Source organism: Glycomyces rhizosphaerae (assembly GCF_042647865.1).
GTDB classification, from domain to species: domain Bacteria; phylum Actinomycetota; class Actinomycetes; order Mycobacteriales; family Micromonosporaceae; genus Glycomyces; species Glycomyces rhizosphaerae.
In genome coordinates this window covers 676,925-696,179 of record NZ_JBHRWO010000010.1, presented here as the reverse complement: position 1 = coordinate 696,179, position 19,255 = coordinate 676,925, and the positions used below count along the sequence as shown (strand labels likewise).

Annotated in this window: 16 protein-coding genes and 2 pseudogenes; 9 read left to right on the top strand and 9 right to left on the bottom strand. The window is 68.1% G+C overall.

Features of this window, described 5'->3' with window-relative positions:
- Nucleotides 1-53 precede the first annotated feature (53 nt).
- The 3 genes from ACFO8M_RS13030 to ACFO8M_RS13020 all read right to left on the bottom strand — a co-directional run bounded on the left by ACFO8M_RS13030 (nt 54) and on the right by ACFO8M_RS13020 (nt 2,487).
- Nucleotides 54-872, bottom strand: coding sequence for an alpha/beta hydrolase (locus ACFO8M_RS13030; protein ID WP_387975708.1), 819 nt, complete (start codon nt 870-872; stop codon nt 54-56).
- Between the two features lie 186 nt (nt 873-1,058).
- A complete protein-coding gene (locus tag ACFO8M_RS13025) occupies nt 1,059-1,823 on the bottom strand; it encodes a hypothetical protein (RefSeq protein ID WP_387975706.1) in 765 nt (254 codons plus the stop codon).
- 10 nt (nt 1,824-1,833) lie between these two features.
- A complete protein-coding gene (locus ACFO8M_RS13020; protein WP_387975703.1) occupies nt 1,834-2,487 on the bottom strand; it encodes a hypothetical protein in 654 nt (217 codons plus the stop codon).
- A 318-nt stretch (nt 2,488-2,805) separates the two neighbouring features.
- Here ACFO8M_RS13020 and ACFO8M_RS13015 point away from each other — a divergent pair, with 318 nt between their 5' ends.
- Both ACFO8M_RS13015 and ACFO8M_RS13010 read left to right on the top strand, forming a co-directional pair.
- A complete protein-coding gene (locus ACFO8M_RS13015) occupies nt 2,806-3,411 on the top strand; it encodes a TetR/AcrR family transcriptional regulator (protein ID WP_387975701.1) in 606 nt (201 codons plus the stop codon).
- 5 nt (nt 3,412-3,416) lie between these two features.
- The gene (locus ACFO8M_RS13010; protein ID WP_387976381.1) at nt 3,417-5,024 is read left to right on the top strand and encodes a CocE/NonD family hydrolase; all 1,608 of its coding nucleotides are present in this window, start codon (nt 3,417-3,419) and stop codon (nt 5,022-5,024) included.
- 3 nt (nt 5,025-5,027) lie between these two features.
- Here the strand turns inward: ACFO8M_RS13010 and ACFO8M_RS13005 are convergent, their stop codons facing one another.
- The 3 genes from ACFO8M_RS13005 to ACFO8M_RS12995 form a co-directional block, all read right to left on the bottom strand.
- Nucleotides 5,028-6,134, bottom strand: coding sequence for a winged helix DNA-binding domain-containing protein (locus tag ACFO8M_RS13005; RefSeq protein WP_449267471.1), 1,107 nt, complete (start codon nt 6,132-6,134; stop codon nt 5,028-5,030).
- Between the two features lie 282 nt (nt 6,135-6,416).
- On the bottom strand, nt 6,417-6,782 hold the full coding sequence (locus ACFO8M_RS13000; protein WP_387975695.1) for a hypothetical protein: 366 nt from the start codon (nt 6,780-6,782) through the stop codon (nt 6,417-6,419).
- Between the two features lie 41 nt (nt 6,783-6,823).
- The gene (locus tag ACFO8M_RS12995; RefSeq protein ID WP_387975692.1) at nt 6,824-7,168 is read right to left on the bottom strand and encodes a hypothetical protein; all 345 of its coding nucleotides are present in this window, start codon (nt 7,166-7,168) and stop codon (nt 6,824-6,826) included.
- A gap of 187 nt (nt 7,169-7,355) precedes the next feature.
- Here ACFO8M_RS12995 and ACFO8M_RS12990 point away from each other — a divergent pair, with 187 nt between their 5' ends.
- The 5 genes and pseudogenes from ACFO8M_RS12990 to ACFO8M_RS12970 form a co-directional block, all read left to right on the top strand.
- On the top strand, nt 7,356-10,172 hold the full coding sequence (locus ACFO8M_RS12990) for an AfsR/SARP family transcriptional regulator (RefSeq protein ID WP_387975690.1): 2,817 nt from the start codon (nt 7,356-7,358) through the stop codon (nt 10,170-10,172).
- Between the two features lie 140 nt (nt 10,173-10,312).
- Nucleotides 10,313-11,701: a Na+/H+ antiporter NhaA gene (gene nhaA, locus ACFO8M_RS12985; protein WP_387975687.1), complete on the top strand. Its 1,389-nt coding sequence runs from the start codon at nt 10,313-10,315 to the stop codon at nt 11,699-11,701.
- A gap of 70 nt (nt 11,702-11,771) precedes the next feature.
- Nucleotides 11,772-12,170 (top strand): hypothetical protein, encoded by a 399-nt coding sequence (locus ACFO8M_RS12980; RefSeq protein ID WP_387975684.1) that lies wholly within the window; start codon nt 11,772-11,774, stop codon nt 12,168-12,170.
- Nucleotides 12,154-13,416 (top strand): caspase family protein, encoded by a 1,263-nt coding sequence (locus tag ACFO8M_RS12975; protein WP_387975681.1) that lies wholly within the window; start codon nt 12,154-12,156, stop codon nt 13,414-13,416. The genes ACFO8M_RS12980 and ACFO8M_RS12975 overlap by 17 nt, the downstream gene beginning before the upstream one ends.
- 323 nt (nt 13,417-13,739) lie before the next feature.
- Nucleotides 13,740-13,916: pseudogene (locus tag ACFO8M_RS12970) on the top strand (transposase); the annotation flags it as partial.
- Here ACFO8M_RS12970 and ACFO8M_RS12965 read toward each other — a convergent pair.
- Nucleotides 13,887-14,786 carry an immunity 49 family protein gene (locus ACFO8M_RS12965; RefSeq protein ID WP_387976378.1) on the bottom strand — a complete coding sequence of 300 codons (900 nt, stop codon included), beginning with the start codon at nt 14,784-14,786 and terminating at the stop codon, nt 13,887-13,889. The pseudogene ACFO8M_RS12970 and the gene ACFO8M_RS12965 overlap by 30 nt on opposite strands.
- Nucleotides 14,787-15,009: 223 nt before the next feature.
- On the opposite strand from ACFO8M_RS12965, the pseudogene ACFO8M_RS12960 reads away from it, so the two are divergent.
- Together ACFO8M_RS12960 and ACFO8M_RS12955 are read left to right on the top strand one after the other, a co-directional pair.
- Nucleotides 15,010-15,309 (top strand): annotated as a pseudogene (locus ACFO8M_RS12960) (transposase family protein); the annotation flags it as partial.
- Nucleotides 15,310-15,700: 391 nt separating this feature from the next.
- Nucleotides 15,701-16,246: an ISAs1 family transposase gene (locus ACFO8M_RS12955; protein WP_387975678.1), complete on the top strand. Its 546-nt coding sequence runs from the start codon at nt 15,701-15,703 to the stop codon at nt 16,244-16,246.
- Nucleotides 16,247-16,349: 103 nt separating this feature from the next.
- On the opposite strand, the gene ACFO8M_RS12950 is transcribed toward ACFO8M_RS12955, so the two are convergent.
- The gene (locus tag ACFO8M_RS12950) at nt 16,350-16,808 is read right to left on the bottom strand and encodes a hypothetical protein (protein WP_387975675.1); all 459 of its coding nucleotides are present in this window, start codon (nt 16,806-16,808) and stop codon (nt 16,350-16,352) included.
- A gap of 468 nt (nt 16,809-17,276) precedes the next feature.
- The gene (locus tag ACFO8M_RS12945; RefSeq protein WP_387975673.1) at nt 17,277-19,127 is read right to left on the bottom strand and encodes a hypothetical protein; all 1,851 of its coding nucleotides are present in this window, start codon (nt 19,125-19,127) and stop codon (nt 17,277-17,279) included.
- Between the last annotated feature and the right edge of the window lie 128 nt (nt 19,128-19,255).

Below are 19,255 nucleotides of genomic sequence, written 5' to 3'. Positions count from 1 at the left end.
TTGCGATCAGATTCGGACATTCCTCCTTCTGACGAGGCCACTGTGGCGTGACGTCACGCGCGGGGCGTGCCGCCGAGGTCGGCGACCTCCCGGACGGCCTCGGCGATGGCGCGGAAGTCCTTGCTCAGGATCGCGCCGTGGTTGCTGGGCACCTTGGCGTGGATCTTGACGTTCGCGTTGCGGGCGGTGGCGTTGTCGAGCCCGGAGCGGATCTGCTCCTGCTCTTCCCCCTTGGAGCCCAAGGAGGTTCCCGAGGCGACCACGTAGCGCATCGGGACGTCGATGCGGTCCAGCACCGGACCGAGTTCGGCTTCGCGGGAGAGCTTGCCGAGCTCGATGTTGCTCTCGGCCTGCTGCGCGGCGTTCATCCGCGGGACCAGACCGGTGGGGCGCACGATCGGCATGAACCAGGCCATCCGCTTGAACAGCTTGCGGATCCGCGCCTCCATGGCGTCGTCGAGCCAGTCGTAGGGGAACGCGCCGTCGACCGCGACCGCGCCGATGGTGCGCTGCGGGTTCCGTTCGGCCCAATGGGCGGCGACGACCGCGCCGTAGGACCAGCCGACCACGACCGCCCGCTCCGCGCCCCTGGCCGCGAGCACGGCGTCGACGTCGCGGACGGCGGCCTCGAACGAGTAGTCGGCCGAGGTGCCGGACTTGCGTCCGCGGGCCCGCTCGTCGAAGGTGATGTGCCGCCACTGGGGGCCGAGCTCGGCGATGGTCTTGCGCCAGTAGCCCTGAGTGGCGAACTGGCCGTTGAGGTACACGATGGGTGTGCCCGAGCCGCCGGTGTCGGTGACGGCGAGCGCGGTGTCGTCGACCGGGACCATGCCGGTCCAGGCGTTGGCGTTGGCGTTGGCGTTCGAAGGCATCTCATGCTTCTTTCACTGTCGGGGCTTCGTGCGGGGGTTCCCGCTGAAGCCCCTGAAGCTTCGCCTCCCGGCCTGTCGCGCTTCTGTCGCGCCGCTGACAGCGCTGCCGACACGGAAAAGCGGCGCCGTCGGGGTGACGGCGCCGCCTGAGGGTGAAGCGTGCTGACCTTTAATCGTCCCTTCTGGTCATTCGCAGGAGGTTTCGGCGGCGAAGGCCTGCACCTCGGACTGCGCAGCGGTGTCCGCCTTCGCGTCCTCCAAGACGCTGACGAGCGCGTCGGCGCCCTGCCCGGCCAGGAGCTCTTCGACGCCCTCGTCGACGTGGACGTCGACGTCGGCCGCGAAGGCCGCCGCGTCCTGCACGGCCCCTTCGGATTCGCCGTTGCCGATGACGCCGTCGTCGAACGGGAACTGCGAGCCCTCGCCGAGCCCGCGCCACTGGGCCGGGAGATAGTCGCCCTCGGTGCACACGGCCGCTTCCCAGCGGACGGCCATGACGTACCGGTGCCCGACCTCGACTCGGGGGAAGTCCTGGAGCGCCATCTCCACGGCGTCCTCGGGGTCGCCTTCGTCGAAGGCCCAGCCGGCGGCCGGGTAGGCCCACGTCTCGGGGGCGGCCATGGGGGCGCCCTCCCGCGACCAGAGCACGTCCTCGACCTCGAGTGTGACGGTGCGGCCGATGATGCCCTCGCCGCGTTCGAGTTCCGAAGCCGCCGGCGGGACGGCCTCCTCGGCCACGGCGTCGACGACGATGACGTAGTCGGCGTAGGTGACCCAGTCAGAGGCCGTCACGCTCGGCAGGTAGTCGCTGCCGAGCGCCATCAGCGTCTCCGGTTCGGGCGCGGACCGGTCGTCGGATGCGGGCGCGGCGATCGCCGCTACTGCGATGCCGGTGGCGGAGGCGGCCGCGATGAGGCCGACCGCCGCTGCGATACGGGTGCGAATGCGCATGGGTTCCACCTCAGTACGTGCCGTTGATGTTGTCGATCTGGTTGTCCTGCAAGACCTCACCGTCGCTGGTGGGCGTCTCCATGCAACCCAGGCGCTCGTCGGTGTTGGCCACCAGGGGGTCCGATTTGTTGCCGTGCTGGAGGCCCACCGCGTGGCCGGTCTCGTGGCACGTGAGGCCCTGGACGTAGTGGCCGCCGCCGAGGATGCGGATGTACTGCTGGTCGCAGCGGAGGTCGCTCACTGCGTCATTGCAGAAGGTGACGCCGGAAGAGCCTGAGGGGACGCCGATGCCGCTCTCCTCGTAGACGATGTCGGTCTCGGCGCTGCCGGAGAACTCGGGCGAGGTGTCGAGGGAGACGGAGAAGTCGGTCGGGGCGTAGATGTCCGACATGACGTCGATGACGACCCGGCGGTCCTCGCCCTCCAGCTCGTTGGTGCCGGCGCTGTCCATGTAGTACGTCAGGGTCGCGTTGTCGGTAAGGCAGGTGACCCGCCCGTCGGGGCCGCTCTCGTCCCTGCAGGGCGCGGTCTGGTACGTCGTGGGGTAGATGTTGTCCGTGAACGCCGCCCAAGCGGCGCCTGCCGTGACCGCGATGAGCGCGAAGACGACGGCTCCGAAGACCGTCGACCTGACGCTCAATCGCCGCAATGCTTTGTTCGACATAGGAGCATTCCCTTCTGGCCGGCCAAGGGGGTGAACCGGCCTCCGTCAGCGTAGATACCCGCCTGCATAAGCGGCGCATACGGAACGCATACACGGCCACCTGACGCATGCGAACGCACTGGTCACAGAGGCTGTCGCCCACAGTGCACCGTTGGGTTCCAGGACGGATCCTGTCGACCATCCCGGAGTCGAGGGCGTCCGCACCCGGCCCGACGGTCTCGACGCGGGCGAACAGTGAGAGACGAGAGCACCGATCAGGGCCAGGCGTCCGTAAACGAACACTTGTTGTTTTACTGACACTCGTCTACGATCGTTCGCATGGAACGCGAATCCGCGAGCGAGCCCTCGTCCGACCGGCGGGTGCGGCGGTCGCGGGCCGCCTTGATGCGGGCCGCCGTCGAGTTGGTGAGCGAGCGCGGCACGTCCGGCGTGCCGGTGGCCGACATCGCCGAGGCCGCCGACGTCAGCAGGCAGGTGCTCTACCAGCACTTCGGCGACCGCGACTCACTCCTGCTGGAGGCCGCGCTCGACCTCTTGGAGCGCGCGCTGACCCCTTCGCTCCCCGACGAGCTCTCGGCCGTGAACAGCCGCGACCACGTACTGGTCCTCGCCCGGCACTTCGTCGAGCACCGGTCCTTCTACCGGGCGATGCTCACCGGTCCGAGCGGGTTCGCGCTGAACCGCGCGCTGTCCGAGTTCTTCCTCCCGATCAACCGCGCCAACGTCACACGCCACTTCGGCGACGAATTGGAGCCGCGGACCGCCGACGATCTCGCGGCCTTCATCACCGGCGGCGCGTCTGCCTTCTTCAACGTCTGGGTCGTCGAGGCCGACGACCCGCTCGATCCCGAGGCGCTCGCCGACCGGCTCATGCGTGTCACGATCGCATTGGGCGCCATCGCAACAGAGGAGTCGCACCCGTGAAGCTCATGAGCCGCATCCTGGAACGGTCGCTGAAGCTGCCGCCGCCGCAGACCCGCGACCTCGCCGTCCACCGGGACCTCCAAGTGCCGATGCGCGACGGCGCGGTGCTCCTCGCCGACCGCTGGGCGCCCCGTTCGGGCGCCGAAGACCTGCCGACCCTCCTCATCCGCACGCCGTACGGCCGGGCCGGACTGTTCGGCAAGGCCATGGTGATCCCCTTCGCCGAACGCGGATTCCAGGTCCTGGTCCAGAGCACCCGCGGCGGTTTCGGCTCCGGCGGCGTATTCGACCCGCTGCGCCAGGAGCGCGAGGACGGCCTCGACACCCTGGACTGGGTGATCGCGCAGCCCTGGTTCGGCGAGGCGATGGTGCTGTTCGGCCCCAGCTACATGGGCTTCGTGCAATGGGCGGTCGCAGACGAACTGCCGCCGCAGGTCAAGGCCATGATCCCGCAGGTGACCGAGTCCGCCCTCACCCGGGAGTTCCTGCGCGGCGACGGCTTCTCGCTGGAGACGCCGTTCGGGTGGGGCGCCATGGTCGCCACCCAGGAGCGCTCATTTCCCCTGCTGCGCCAGCATTCCCAACACCGGCGCACCGAACGTGCAATATGGACTCTTCCGCTGAAGGACGCCGACGTCAGGGCGATCGGCGAGCGGTCGCAGTACCTTCAGGACATTCTCGTGCACGACGCCGACGACCCGTTCTGGTCCCGGCTCGACCACCGCGAGCGCGTGGCGACGACCGCCGCCCCGGTGAGCTCCATCGGCGGCTGGTTCGACATCTTCCTTGACGGCCAGCTGCGCGACTTCAAAGCGCTGCAGGAGGCGGGGAAGGACGCTCGCCTGACCATCGGGCCGTGGACACACGCGGAATTCAACAACGTGTCCATGATGGAAGTCCTGGAGTTCGGGCTCGCGCACGCCCGCGGCGAGGCGCCTCCCGAGCGAGACCCGGTGCGGCTGTTCGTGATGGGCGAGGAGGCCTGGCGCGACTTCCCGTCCTGGCCCCCGCCCGGCTATGAGCCGCAGCGGTTCCACCTGCAATCCGGCGGCCGGCTCTCGGCCGCGGCGCCGCCGGAGGGCGGGCCCTCCCGGTACCGGTACGACCCGGCGGATCCGACGCCCTCGGTGGGTGGCACCAGCATGATGCAAGGCGGGCGCAAGGACAACCGCGAACTCGAGTCGCGGCCCGACGTCCTGACCTTCACCACCGCACCGCTCGACGCGGACGTCGAGGTCGTCGGCGAAGTGAGCGCCGAGGTCTGGTTCCAGTCGAGCCTGCCGTTCGCGGACGTCTTCGTCCGACTGTGCGATGTGGACGAGGAGGGCGTGTCCTCCAACGTGTGCGACGGCCTGACGAGCCTCACCGGCGCCGACGTCCCGACGCTCGCCGAGGTCAACCTGTGGGCGACGGCCCACCGCTTCAAGCGCGGCCACCGCATCCGCATCCAGGTCTCGAGCGGCGCCTTCCCCCGCTACGCCCGCAACCACGGCACCGGTGACCCGATCGCCACCGCCGTCGAACTCCGCGCCGCCGACCAGACCGTCCACCACGACCCGGAACGGCCCTCGGCGATCATCCTGCCCTGCGCCACAGCGACACCGAAGCCATGAGCATCATCCTTCGGCGAGGAGGACCTGCCGGTCGGGGTCGTCCGGCGCGATGAACTCGAGCAGGCGCGCCCCTTCGTCGAGGACGGCGGCCGCGTCGGCCTCCCGGAGCGGCCGCGTCGGTGTCACGGTGACCGTGGCGCCCTGCACCGACCAGGTCCCGGCGACGAAGCCGTCGACCAGGAACATGGGGACGCCTCCGGAGGCGCCGACCGAGTACCGCTTCCGGTCGGCGTCGCTGATGATCCTGGTGCGGTCGCGGTGGCCGAGGATCGCGTTGTCGAAGGACGGCAAGAACCGAACGGGGACAGGCCGATCGGCGTCGCCGAGGGGCGCGTCGGGCAGATCGAACAGCTCCGCGCCCTCCTCACTCCGGTACACCCGAAGGTCGGCGCGCATCGCGTCGACCGGCTCGCGCAGCCGGGTCAGGCCCGACCACGCCTGCACGTCCATGACGCTCGCAGGCCCGAACGCCGCCAGGTAGCGCCGGATCAGCGTCTCCAGATCGGGCGTCCCGCTCATCTGCAGACCGATCTGCTCCTCCGCCAAGGCGACGGCGACGTTGCTGGGGTGGCGCCACCCGCCCCACGCGCCGTTCCGCGGGGCGTGGGTCAGCGCTTCGGTGATCTCCACGGTGTCGGCGAGCCGGCTCCCATGCCGACCGGGGTAGCGCTCGGCGAGCATGCCCCCGAACGCCTTGCGGGTGAGCGTCTTTCCGGCGAGCAGTTCACGGCCGGTGCGGGACAGTTCGTCGACGTCGAGACCTTCGATCTCGTCGGCGTAGTACGCCGATTTCAACGCGTTCTGCACGACGGGCTGCACCGTCGGCCGAAGCCACGCGTAGTCGCAGCCCGCGGAGAGATGGACGGTCCGCCGCAGCGACACGGAGCGCACGACCTTCCCCTCCCGCAGCAGCACGGCGAGATCGTCATGCCCGAACGCCTCCAGCCGCGCCCAGAGCCCCACATACGGGCTGTTCGGGTGCTGCCCTTGCATCGCAACGAGATGCCTGACGGTCTCCAGCGGATCGAGCTGGACGCGCTCGGCCAGGAACTGGCGGGCGAGCAGGGTTCGGTTCAAGGTGCGGACGCTGAGTGTGGACACGCAGGCCATTAAACCGCCTGGAGGCAAGACCTAGGCGCCCCAGGGGATCTGAGCGAGCGCGGCGACTCCCGCGACGAGCCCGCCTACTGCCGCCAAGGCGATCACCGCACACCCCGGATTTCCCTTAGTCGAGGCGCTCCGGCTCCCGAAGCGCCGCAATAGGTCTTCCCGGTCAGCGTCGAGGTAGAGCGCGCCCGCCTGAGCCGGTGAAAGCAGACATGAACGCAAACAGCCCCGCCGGCCCTGCGTTCACACAGGTCAGCGGGGCTACTTGACGGCGGCTCTACTGCGCTAGGGGGTGTTGCTGGTCCAGATGCCGCCGTCGACCACGAAGCTTCCCGGGGGACAGCTCACGATCGAAGGCACGTTGGAGGTGGTCTGCCAGACGGACGGGTTGCGGGTGAACTTGGGGCCGCCGCCCTCGGTCTGGCACACCGCGAAGACCATCCAGGACCCGCCGTTGGCCTTGGTGCAGCGTGCCAGCCAGCCGTTGTAGTACTGGTAGTCGCCGCAACCCGACGGCCAGCCCATGATGGACACGTCCTCGGTGGCCCGGTCCGGTACGGGTTCCGCCGCGTTGGCGGCCCCTTGGACTCCGACCAGGACGCTTCCCGCCATCGCCATCACGGCGAGCAGGTTGAAGATCATCTTCTTCATCGGTGTCGATCCTTTCTCAGTCGATCCGCGTGGGGAGCGGGTCAGGGCGTCGGCGAGGTCCAGACATTGGCGCTCACGGCCTGGGAGCTGCCGGGGCAGAACGCCCTGGACCACCCGGTCTGGCGCCAAGTGCCGTTGACGATGAACGTGTTCCCGTTGCTGTCCTTGCAGGTCGCCACGGCCTGGTAGGAGCCGCCGTTGTGGCTGGAGCACGAGGCGACCCCGCCCCAGGTCTGCACCTGGGCGGTGCACCCCGTCGGCCAGCCCTGGGCGGACACGTCATCGGCGTTCGCAGGCGCGGCCGCGCCGAGCGCGAGTGCGACGGCGGTCATCGTTCCGATCAGCGCCGCGGCGGCGGTCCTCCGGAGGCGAGTATTCTTGAGCACCGATTTCACCTTCTTTCTCTTGCTGCGCACCGACTCGAGCCGGTGTCTGATTTCACATCCTGCCCTTGGAGAGTGGTGAAAAAGTGGTGAATCCATGGCCTCGGAGGCAACCGCCCGCCTCGGTCGCGGCGTATCGCAGGCAACCGGGTCTCCCGGTCCGCACGGAACTCTCCGATGAGGATTCGGCATGGCTGAAAACACGGTTAGGTTTCGGATCCTGGGCCCGCCCGAGCTGGACGTGGGCGGCCGGACGGTGACGCCCCGGGCGGCGAAACCGAGGGCGCTGCTGGCCCTGCTCCTCCTCGATGTGAACCGGGTGTCCGAACGCGACTGGCTCATCGACCAGCTGTGGTCGGGGACACCCCCGCAGGCGGCCGCGGCGACACTGCGGGCCTATGTCTACCAGCTGCGGAAGGAGCTGAGCGGGTTCGATAACGGTGTGGCGCTTCGTGCCCGGGCCGGCGGCTACGTTCTGGAGGCGGCACCCGAATCGGTGGACGCGCACCGTTTCGCCTCCCTCGCCGCCCGAGGACGGGCGGCACTGCGCGACCGCAGGTTCAAGGAGGCCGCCACCGCGTTTCGGGAAGGACTCGACCTGTGGCGCGGGCCCGCCTCGTTCGCCGGCATCGATGTCCCGGCGGTGCGGGACAAGGCCCGGCTGCTCGACGAGTTGCGCATGGACGTCACCGAGCAATGCCTCGGTGCGGAGCTGGAGCTGGACGCGCCCACCTCGGCGGTGGCCGAACTGGAGCAGTTGACCGCCGCATACCCGCTGCGTGAGAGCCTGTGGCGGCTGCTCATGCTCGGCCTCCACCGGGCCGGACGGTCCGGCGAGGCACTGGAGGCGTACCAGCGCCTGTATCGCCTGCTGGACGACGAACTGGGCATCGCGCCCTCGCCGGCGGTCGAACGCCTGCACCGCCAGATCCTCGACTGCGACCCGGCCCTGCAACGCCGCGCCGACGCCGCCCCTCCCCGCTCGCAACCGCCCGAGGACTGGGCGGTGCCCCGGCAGCTCCCCGCTGCCCCCGCCCATTTCACCGGACGCGCCGCCGAACTGTCCGTAATGGATGAACTGGTGTCGGGCGTCGGAGCCGACGGGATCGGAGCCGTCGCGATCTGCGGCTCCGGCGGGATCGGCAAGACCGCGCTGGCCGTTCACTGGGCGCACCGCGCCGCGGCCCGCTTTCCCGACGGGCAGCTGTACATCGACCTGCGCGGATTCGACCTCGGACCGCCGACGGCATCCGGCGAGGCCGTGCGCGCCTTCCTCTCCGCGTTCGGCGTGCCGTCCGAACGAGTCCCGAACGAATTCGACGCCCAGATCGGCCTGTACCGAAGCCTGCTGGCCGACAAGCGAGTCCTGATCATCCTGGACAACGCCCGCGACGCCGAGCAGGTCCGCCCGCTCCTGCCGGGCCAGGACGGCGCCCTGGCCGTCATCACCAGCCGCGACCAACTCTCCGGATTGATAGCCCAAGGCGCGCAACCGATCACACTCAGCCAGCTCGACGCCGACGACGCTGGTCTACTGCTGGAGCGGCGACTCCACAAGCACCGGACCGCCGCCGAACCCGACGCCACCGACCAGATCATCGACGCCTGCGCCGGACTGCCACTGGCACTGACCGTGGTCGCCGCCCGCGCCGCGGCGAACCCGACGTTCACCCTGACCGCGCTCGCCGCCGACCTGCGGAAGGCGGCCGACCGGTTCGAGGCCCTCACCGGGTTCGACCCGGCTCTCGACGTCCGCGCCGTGTTCTCCTGGTCCTACCGCGCCCTGTCCGCTGAAACGGCGCGAATGTTCCGGCTCCTCAGCGCGCACCCCGGGCCGAACCTCGCCCCCGCCGCGGCCGCCGCAGCCGCCGGGATCGCCCCGCACCAGGCCCGCCGACGGCTCGCCGAACTCGCGCGCGCCAGTCTCCTGATCGAACAGGTCCCGGGGCGGTTCGCGTTCCACGACCTTCTACGCGCCTACGCGGCCGAGCTCGCCGCCGCCGAGGACGGGCACGACGGCCTTGCAGCCGCTGGACGCCGCGTCCTCGACTACTACCTCCACACCGCATACGCAGGCCACCGGCTGATCAATCCGATCCAGGACCCGATCGAGCTCGTCCCGGCCGCCCCCGGCGTCACCCCGGAACACTCGAAGGACGGCGACGCCGCGATGACCTGGTTCGTCGCCGAAAACAGGGTGCTGCTCGCCGCCGTCCACCATGCGGCGTCGCGCGGGTTCCAGGACCACTGCTGGCAATTGGCCTGGGCCGTCACCGACAATCTGCACCGCACGGGGCACTGGCACGACCTGGTGGACTGCTGGCAGACCGTCTCGGAAGCCGTCCGAGCACACGACGACGGGACCGTGCGGGTCCGGGTGCAGCGCCGACTCGCACTGGCCTATTCCCTCATCGAACGCTTCGAGGAGGCCCACCGGCTGCTCGACGAAGTGCAGATCCTGTGCGGGGAGCTGGACGACCGCGCCGGACAGGGCCACCTCTACCAGCTCCGCGGCTACATGTGGCGCCGGCAGGAGCGGTTCGACGAGGCGATCGAATGCAACCGGCGCGCCCTCGACCTGTACAGGGACGTCGGGCACCAAGGCGGCCAAGCCGTCGCGCTCAACTCGATCGGCTGGCACCATGCCCTGGTCGACGGGGACTACGAGAAGGCGCTGGCGTGCTGTGAGGAGGCGCTGGTCCTCGCGCGAGCCACCGGCGACCGGGCCGGCCAGGCCGCCACTTTGGACAGCCTCGGATACATCCGCCTCCGTCTCGAGCACCATGAACAGGCCATCAGCCACTACCGGCACGCCGTCGACCTGAGCCGGGAGCTCAGTTTCCGCTCCGGCGAGGCCGCTTCGCTCGCCAACCTCGGGGACGCTCAGCGCACGGCCGGGGACGACGCCGCGGCCCGGGACTCATGGCGACGGGCGCTCGAGATCTTCGACGACCTCGGCCACCCCGACGCCGATCAGATCCGCGTCAAGCTCGCCGGGAAGGCCTAGACGGCGTGCTATCGCAAGGCAGTACCACCCGTAACCGACTGCAATGAGCCTCCGTTGGAGATCGGGTAGGGTGTGGCTTGGTGTGCCGGGAAGTCTGGTCGGCGGGAATTCGCCCTGCCTTCTGATCGGAGCCCCCACCCGTGCAGTCCACGAAAGAGCCCTGGACCTCGCCCCTGTGGCGTTCGCGCCCCGCGTTCCTCTACTCCCGCAGGCCGCTCGCCCGCTTCGTCGGCCGCCCGGCCGCCGCGTTCCTCCACATCGAACCCGCTTCGGGGATCGTGCTGCTGGCGTGCGCGGTCGTCGCGATGGTCTGGGCGAACTCTCCCTGGGCCGCGTCGTACGAGTGGCTGTGGGGCCTGGACATCAGCCTGCACATCGGCGGCTTCGAGCTGCACCACTCGCTGCGCGACTGGATCAACGACGGGCTCATGGCGATCTTCTTCTTCGTGGTGGGCATGGAGATCAAGAGCGAGATCGTCTCCGGTGAACTGCGAAGCATCCGCAACGCGGTCGCCCCGATCGCGGGCGCGATCGGCGGCATGGCCGTCCCCGCCCTCATCTACGCGGCCCTCAACGCCGGCGGAGAGGGCGCAGTCGGCTGGGGCATCCCCATGGCCACCGACATCGCGTTCGCCGTCGGCGTGCTGGCGCTGTTCGGTTCCCGGATCCCTTCGGCGGCACGGGTGTTCCTGCTGACCCTCGCGATCGTCGACGACCTGGGCGCGATCGCCGTCATCGCCGTCTTCTACACCGAGGAGGTGTCCCTGGGCTGGCTCACCGCCGCCGGGGTCATCCTCCTCGTCGCGATCGGGCTGCGCCTGCTCAACGTCTGGTCCGCGCCGGTCTACCTCATCGTCGGCGTCGCCCTGTGGCTGGCGATGCTCGAATCGGGGATCCACGCCACCATCGCAGGCGTCATCATGGGCCTGATCATCGCCGCCAAGCCCCTGTTCGACCCGGCCGCCGCGCACGCGCGGGCCCAGGAGCTGGCCAAGGAAGGGCTCACGGCCGAGGAGACCGAGCAGCTCGTGCGGTTGCGCCGCGACGCCCTCGCGCCGACCGACCGCCTGCAGGCGGCCAATCACCCGTTCTCCTCGTTCGTGGTGCTCCCGCTGTTCGCCCTCGCCAATGCCGGGGTCGCCCTTTCCGGCGATCTGATCGCCACTGCCGCGACCTCGGCGGTCACGCTCGGCATCGTCCTGGGGCTCGTGCTCGGCAAGACGGTCGGCATCACGCTCGCCACGTGGATCGCGGTCAAGCTCGGTGCGGGCCGCCTGCCGAACGGGACCGGCTGGCCGCTGCTGGTCGGCATCGCGGCGGTCGCCGGGATCGGGTTCACGGTGGCGCTGTTCATCACCGAGCTCGCCTTCCGCGGCGAAGGCACCGAACTGCTCACCGCTGAGGCGAAGATCGGCGTGCTCGCCGGGTCCCTGATCGCCGCGCTCCTCGGGGCGGGCCTCGTAGCCCTCACCGCCCCCAAGCACCGGCACGCCCCGGAGGGTTCCCAGGCGGCCCCCGCCGGCCCTTGAGCCGATCCGGCTATCCTGGAGGTCCTGTGTGGCGCAGGCCACGCTTACCTCAGCGGCCAGGAGGACGACCATGCAGCGCATCGACTTCCGCGTCACCGTCGACCTCGGTCCCGACGCCGACGAGCAGGAGCACAATGACGCCGTCGCGGCATTGCGGAGGATCCTGATCGCCAAGCAGGTCGGCACCGTCGTTCGTTCGCGCAGCGGCGCGGCGACCGATGATGCGAAGTCCTTCGATGCGCTCAACGACGCCGCACTGATCGCCACCGTGGCGACCTCGGCGTTCGGCATTCTCCGAGAAGCCATAAGGGCCTGGGAACGACAGCGGTCCGGGCGCACCGCCAAGGTCACCCTCGGCGAGCACTCCCTCGAACTGAACGGGATCACGCAGAAGCAGGCCGCGAAGATCGCCGAGACATTCTGGGAGAGGACCGACTCATCGCAAGGTGCCGATGGTGAACTCCCGTAAGGCCCTCCTGGTCGGCACCGCAACCTACGGGCACGACGGGCTGCGGCCGCTCAAGGCCCCGCTCAACGACCTCGACGCGCTCGCGGAGGTGCTGGGCGATCCCGACATCGGCGGCTACACGGTCATCGAAGTGCGCGATCGCCCCGTGCACCTGATCCAACGCGCGGTCCAGCGGTTCCTCGTCCATTCCGAACCCGACGACGAACTGCTGCTGTACTTCTCCTGCCACGGCCTCAAAGACGACGAGGAACTGCTCTACTTTGCCGGCACCGACACCGAACCGGAACCCGAACTGCTCGAGTCCCACGCGGTCCCAGCGGAATTCGTCAGCAAGTATCTCCAAACCGCGATCGCCCGCAGGAAGATCCTGCTGCTCGACTGCTGCTTCAGCGGAGCGTTCCGGGCCGGAGCCAAGAGCGCGAACCCGCGACTCGACATCGGCGGGACGTTCACCGAGTCCGGTACCTACGTCATCAGCGCCAGCGACCGCATCCAGCAAGCCTTCGAACTCAAGTCGACGGCTGATCCGAAACCGCTGTCGGTCTTCACCGACGCCGTCGTTCGTGGTCTGCGATCCGGCGACGCCGATCTGGACGGCGACGGCCAGGTCTCCGCCGACGACCTGTACAAATACGTCAGCGAGTCGCTGCGGGCGGCAGGATCAAGGCAGAACCCCACCCGCTCAATCGTCGGCGGCATCGGCGACCTCAAACTCACACTGCAGCGCAAACCGCAGGAGCCGACCCCCGGAGCAGTGTCAGCGAGCCCGCCATTCGATGCAGCCGCCGTTCGTCGAGTGCTTGCAGAGGCCCCCTTCGCACTCGACGCCATCATCGACCCCGCCCCCGACCACCCCGTCCGTCAGAGGTTTCACGAGCATCAAGACCAAACCCGCAGCGAGCACTTGATCGCATACGTCAATCGCGGTCACCACAATGACTGGTTCGGGTTCAAGTCGCGCGAATACGAGCCGGTCGCGTTCACCGATGGCGCCGTTTACTTCCCTGGTGCAGTGCGTATGACCTACAGCGAGCTCGCCGCCCACGACATCACCGTCGATCGGAAGTGGCACAAGGCGTATCGCGGCGGCTTCCACACCTCACACCTCGTGCTTCAGCGACCCGGCCGAACCGTCTCCGTCAACGGCGCCTTCCATCAGGGCCTGGAAGCTCTTGCCGCGGTACTGACCGAGCTCGGACGACTCGCCACCGAAGCATCGGCCTCGCCCCCGCCCACCCCTGAATGAGACCTGCAGCGCCCACGAGTCGCCGCCGACGGGTCGTCGAGCGGGCATCGCCCCAGGGCTTGTTCAAGTTCCTGAGGTGATCGCTTCCGCCTATTTGAAGCTCTTTCCGCCCCGGGCACGCAGTTCGTTGAGAATCTCGGCCGGGCCGTCGCCGGCAAGGTCGGGCCGAATCGGTCTCGCGAGTTGATGTGTGCGCGGTGATCGAGCAGGGCCTTGGAACCTGTTCAAGCTCGTGGGCGGTCGGACCGGTTGTGCGTTGCGGGCTTCGGGTTTGCTCGTTGAACGGTCATGGCGAAGCCGTAGCAGATCAACGAACTCTGTGGATGCGGATCGAGTCGCTGCTGCCGGTCCATCGTCCCGGCACGCACGGCCCGGTTCCACGCGGCGACCGGCAGTGTTTGCAAGGCATCCTGTTCGTGCTCTATACCGGGATCAGCTGGAAGCACCTGCCACCCGAGCTCGGCTTCGGATCAGGGATCACCTGCTGGCGGCGATTCCGCCGCAAGGCAATCTGCGCCGCAAGGGCCTGGTGGAGTCTCGCGCGAACGACACATCGCGGTTTGACGGGCAGGTTGTGAAATCTCGAATGCTTCCACGAGATGCAGCGGGATGTAGTCCGACTCCACATCGATGGACCAACCGGTATCGCAGCGGAGGTTTGTAATGGCCAAGAGCGGGAGGGAAACGAGCCCTTGGATCTCATTCGCTCGGTCCTCGGTCTCTGCGTAGTAGCTCTGGTGAAGTTCGAGAGCCTCGACCAGAGCGGCGTCGAACCCTTCCTCCTCGTCCAGCACGATGAACCGGTAGAAAAGGTCCATGGGCGGGTGCACGATCTTGAGGACATGCTCGGCTTCAGTGATGCGCAGGGCGTTGGGCGCGCAGCCTTCAACTGCCGCCACGAGCTTGTCGCCCAATGCCTGATCCGGATCGCCACGCCAGAACGCCTGAAGCGCTTCCACCCAGTCATAGATGTAGGGATCGCAGACTGCCCCTGAGGCGCGAAGGAGCGAGACCGGGATGTCGGCGAGCATGTCTGCATTGTTCAGGTCGCGGCAGATGACGGCAAGCCAGAAGGCATCGACCCACGTAGCCGCGTCTGCGTACGGCTGCGGTCCTGTGCTTGCGATCTCGCGCAGGCTCCCCGCAATCGCCGCGCGGATGCTGCCCTTGCTGGAATTCGCCGATCGGAACAACGCGGCGCCGACCTCGGCCGCCGTTGCATAGCTCTCCAAGGTATGTTCGCTCTCGGCCGACGGATCGATGATAGAGCGGCCCTTCGCGGCGGCCAGCGCCGAAGAGAACGCGTCGGCGAAGTCAGAGGGTGCCTCCTCCAAGCATTCGATGGCCCTCTTAGCATCCTCCGTGAGCATCTCGACATATGCATCTGGGGCGACTGTCGGGGAGGAGTGTCGAGCAACGTTGGTAATCACCGGGTAAATCGCCTCTTCCGAATGCCAACAGGGTTGCAGGGCTTGATCATGTTCCGAGCTCGTGTGGATGATCGGGCTGGGACGGTTTGGGGCGCAGAGCGAAGCAGGCACGAAGTTCGTGATCATTGTGGCGTCTTATGCCCGATGATCATGAAAGAGTGCCGTGCCTGCCGATGTATCCTCACAGGTCCCAGTCGTGCTCGCGAACCTGGGTCCCCTCAACCCCGACCGGGTCGCTGACCTGCGCCCCTACCTCGACACGGTCCCCGATCCGAGATCGCGGCGGGGCCGCTGGTACTCCCTGACCGCGATCCTGCTGGTCTGCGCCTGCGCGACGGTCTCAGGCGCGAAGAGCATCGACGAGCTTGCCGAATGGGGCGAGCGGGCCGCAGCAGAAGTGTTGGCGGCCATCGGCATCCGGCGCCACCCGCTGCGCTGGCGCCGCTCCTCCTCGCGGGCAGCTATCGGCCGCGTCCTCGAACGCCTCGACGGGGACGCGCTCGATGCCGCGGTCGGCGCCTACCTCGCCGACCAGCACCACAGCGCCACCGAGCCGGACACCGCTGAGACCGGCCAGGCCAAGAACCTGCGTGCGGTCAGCCTGGACGGCAAGGCGTTGAAAGGCTCGGCCCGGCTCGATCAGAAGCACCGCCATCTGCTCTCGGTCGTCACCCAGGGCATCGTCGCCACCATCGCTCAGGCCGAAATCGGAGCGAAAACCAACGAGACGAAGCACTTCCGGCCCCTGCTGGAAGCGCTCGACCTGGCCGGCTCGGTGGTCACCTTCGACGCCCTCCACTCGGTCAAGGCCAACATCACCTGGCTCGTCGAGGAGAAGCAAGCACTACGTCGCCGTGATCAAGTCGAACCAGCCGCTCGCCTACGCCCAGATCAGCGCCCTCCCCTGGAACGAGGTGTCGGTTGCGTATTCGGCTTCCGAGACCGGACACGGACGCCGGGAGTCTCGCTCGATCAAGACGATGGCGGTGGCGGACAACCTCGGCGGCATCGCCTTCCCCCACGCGACGCTCGCGATCCGCCTGCACCGCCGCCGCCAGGAGACCGGGAAGAAAGAGTCCCGCCGGACCGACTACGCCGTGACCAGCCTCGACGCGCACCAGGCCACACCCGCCCAGATCGCCGCGTTCATCCGCGGCGAGTGGGGCATCGAGAACTCAAGCCACCACATCAGAGACGTCACCTTCAGCGAGGACGCCTCGACCGTTCACGCCGGGACCGCGCCCCGCGCCATGGCCGCGTTCCGCAACCTCGCCATCGGCGCCCTCAAGATCCTCGGCGCGGTCAACATCGCCAAGACCACCAGAGCGATCCGGGAAGAACCCGAACGAGCCCTCCCAATCCTGGGCATCACACACAACCCGAACCCTCAGGGAACTTGATCAAGCCCTGGCATCGCCCACCTCAGGACCATCCAGGTCCTGAGGTGGGCGACGCCCGCTATGCACCGGCGTCACTCGAAAGAGGCATGAGGTTGCTGAACGATCATCCATCCCGCCAGTGCCGCAAGGTCCCCATTTGATATTCGTCGCGAATACCGGGATGCGCAAAGAAGATCACAGTCTTGATTTGGGGCCCTTCAGGCCAATCGAAGTCACATACCTTTGTGCTTCCACCGCCTGAATGGTTATAGCAAAACCAATACTTCACCTGTCCGTTGACTTCCATCTGCACCCGTGCCATGACCGAGTTCCCGTCAGCGCAGTGGTCGTTCACCGTGACGTAGTCCCCGTTGAGGGTGACCCACGCATTACCCACCGACGATCGATCCCCGTTGCACGTCATTGATGTGGCCATGCTGACAGGTCCAACATCGACACTCTTGAGCGCAGATGCATCGTCACTCTCAGATGCTGCGGCGATGCCGCCCGTAGTGAGCACCTGCGATGAAAGCACCAGCATTGCTGCCGCGATCAGCGCAAGAAGGCGTGAAATAGAAGGCATGGAATCTCCTTCGAATCGGGTATTCAGACGTTGTCCGGTTGGCGGCTTGCCCAGTGGTTGTCCTTTGGGGATGAACCCCTCTCGTTGAGTCGGACAGCGGTCGGCCAAACGAAGTCGTAGTACCCGTTCCAGACGACGCGGCCTCTGTTCAGGATCATTTTGGCAGCGAGAGACGGCCTTTACAAGGCGGGACACCGGCAGAACAGAGGCAGAAATACGGGATCAACCGGGCCGCGATTTCCCAAATCCCTTCGGGCACAGGACGTTCGTTGAAAGTGGTTGCCCTGCAGCCTCGGGCAGACCGCTTGGAGTAAACCGAGAAGAAACGAGAGCGGCGAGGGTAGAACGCAGGGACTTGAAGACGCCCGCCCGTGCAAGAGAATGGGCGACGTCTCGGCCCCTGGACGAATGTCACTGAGCGGTCCGGGGACGCCCGAAGGCGTCCCCGGTCCTGTCTCCTTGGGTCGCTTAGCGGATGCCGAACGATCGGATGGTCTCGTGCATGACGGTGTTGCCGGCCTCGTCGGCGGCAGTGAAACGCACCGAGCCGAACGCGGCCTCGGCGGGGAGTTCGACCGAGGCGTCGGCGGTGTCGCCGACGAGGCGGATCGGGACGGCGGTCCAGGTCGCCCCGTCGTCAAAGGAGATCTCGAAGGTCATCGCAGCGCAAGCCTGGTCGTCGCCGCCGGGCTGCTGTACGAACTCGAGGGCGAACTCCTGGGTCGTGCCGGCCTCGGCGTAGCCGTTCTCCAGCCCCGGGGTGCTGAACTCGACGACCGAGACCGGAAGGACCGGGTCGGCCGCAGGGTCGTACGCGAAGTCCCAGGCGGCGGTCGAGCGGGTGCCCAAAAGGGACCAGTCGACGCCGCGCTCGAAGTCGGCGGTGACGGTGAGCCGACCGGGTCGGAGCGCAGCCGACTCGACGGCGAGGCCCATGTCGTCGCCGGACGCGATGAGGGTCCCGTTGTTGGACAAGGTCATCGCGCCGTCGTAGAACTCGCCCTGGACCGCCTCGTCGCCGGACGCGGTCGAGAACATCCACGGCCCGAAGAAGACCCCTTCGTACTCGTCCCACCGGTAGAACATCGCCGGAGGGAAGTCCTGGCCGAGGTTCTCGAGGCCGACCGAGATCGGTGCGTCGTTCCAGACGGCGGTCGCGGTCTCGCCGGCTTCGAGGACGCCCGCGTCGCGGTACGCCCAGTCCGAGGCATCGCCGATCCGCCCGTAGGGGAAGACACCGCGCTGTTCCCAGTAAAGGTCCTCGTCAGCGGTGTAGAACTCGGTGCGCTCGGACGGCAGGGCGATCTCGCCGGTCCCAGTGAAGGCCCATGGCTCGTACACGGGGTGAACGGCCATGTCCATGCGCGAGAACGACGACTTCGTCCCCAGGGCCTGGTACTCGCTCTCGACCGCCGCGAGGTCCTCGTCGTGGACGGTCTCGACCATGTCGCACGGGATGCCGCCGAGCTCGGTGCGGAACAGGTTGTAGCTGTACGCCTCAGTCGCATCCGCGGGGCTCGAGTAGCCCGCGCGGATCGTGAACCCGACGTCCCGGCCGCCGGTGAGACGCCCGGTAGGCACCGCGTAGACGTCGCCGCCAGGGAAGGCCCACAACGCGATCCAGGCCCCGTCCTCAGTGTCCGGCTCGTAGCTGAAGGCCTCGAAGATGAACGCTTCGGCGACCACCTCTCGGTCGAGGTCGAAGCCGACCGGCTCGGCCCTCGTCCCGTCGACCACCACGGTCGACGGCCGGGCGCCGACGCGGATCTCCTGGATCGCGAAGAGCGAGTCGTAGTCCTCGGACTCGAAGTCGTCGTGGAGCATCGCGAGCAGCTGGTAGCGGCCGGGCGGGAGGTCGAGGGTGCCGGTGCCGCCGTCGAAGTAGTACGGACCGCCCCGTTCGCCGGTCGCCACGTTCACCGCTGAAACGCCGAGCACGTCGGGCGCGGACCCGTCGAGCCACTTCGATTCGATCGTGACCTCGGTGCCGGGCTCCGCGGGCTCCTCCGGCTCCTCTCCCGGATCATCCACATTGAACGAACCGAGTTCGAGCCCGCCCGAAGCGACCTTGTCGATCGTGTCGAGCGGGACCGCGATGCGGTCGCCGTCCACGCTGCGCGTCAGCGCGTAGCCCGGCCCGGTCCCGTCGGACACGAGCATGCCCTCCGCATCGACGGCCAGGGCGTCGCCGGTCGGCAGCGCCACCGACTCCAGCCCGACCGCGATCGCCGCCTCCGGGGCGGTCTCGGCGGCCGCGGCCCCCGGGACGAGCCCCGTGGCGGCCATGGCGACGGCCACTCCTATCAATTTCTGGCGCATGGCATCTCCAATGTCTTCGGAATCGTCTGGCAACGGTCCATACGCGCGCACCGACGCGGCCCGTTGGCATCCGGGAGGCGGCCGGTTGAGTGCGCCTATCTTGACAACGGTCGTGCCGCGGACCGCGT

What these genes read in the sequence shown, in the direction of transcription:
- ACFO8M_RS13010 (WP_387976381.1), top strand. Translation starts at nt 3,417, where the DNA reads ATGAGCCGCATCCTGGAACGGTCGCTGAAGCTGCCGCCGCCGCAGACC.
- ACFO8M_RS13000 (WP_387975695.1), bottom strand. Translation starts at nt 6,782, where the DNA reads ATGAAGAAGATGATCTTCAACCTGCTCGCCGTGATGGCGATGGCGGGA.
- ACFO8M_RS13015 (WP_387975701.1), top strand. Translation starts at nt 2,806, where the DNA reads ATGGAACGCGAATCCGCGAGCGAGCCCTCGTCCGACCGGCGGGTGCGG.
- ACFO8M_RS12945 (WP_387975673.1), bottom strand. Translation starts at nt 19,127, where the DNA reads ATGCGCCAGAAATTGATAGGAGTGGCCGTCGCCATGGCCGCCACGGGG.
- ACFO8M_RS12980 (WP_387975684.1), top strand. Translation starts at nt 11,772, where the DNA reads ATGCAGCGCATCGACTTCCGCGTCACCGTCGACCTCGGTCCCGACGCC.
- ACFO8M_RS12965 (WP_387976378.1), bottom strand. Translation starts at nt 14,786, where the DNA reads ATGCTCACGGAGGATGCTAAGAGGGCCATCGAATGCTTGGAGGAGGCA.
- ACFO8M_RS13005 (WP_449267471.1), bottom strand. Translation starts at nt 6,134, where the DNA reads ATGGCCTGCGTGTCCACACTCAGCGTCCGCACCTTGAACCGAACCCTG.
- ACFO8M_RS13020 (WP_387975703.1), bottom strand. Translation starts at nt 2,487, where the DNA reads ATGTCGAACAAAGCATTGCGGCGATTGAGCGTCAGGTCGACGGTCTTC.
- ACFO8M_RS12950 (WP_387975675.1), bottom strand. Translation starts at nt 16,808, where the DNA reads ATGCCTTCTATTTCACGCCTTCTTGCGCTGATCGCGGCAGCAATGCTG.
- ACFO8M_RS12990 (WP_387975690.1), top strand. Translation starts at nt 7,356, where the DNA reads ATGGCTGAAAACACGGTTAGGTTTCGGATCCTGGGCCCGCCCGAGCTG.
- ACFO8M_RS12975 (WP_387975681.1), top strand. Translation starts at nt 12,154, where the DNA reads ATGGTGAACTCCCGTAAGGCCCTCCTGGTCGGCACCGCAACCTACGGG.
- ACFO8M_RS13025 (WP_387975706.1), bottom strand. Translation starts at nt 1,823, where the DNA reads ATGCGCATTCGCACCCGTATCGCAGCGGCGGTCGGCCTCATCGCGGCC.
- ACFO8M_RS13030 (WP_387975708.1), bottom strand. Translation starts at nt 872, where the DNA reads ATGCCTTCGAACGCCAACGCCAACGCCAACGCCTGGACCGGCATGGTC.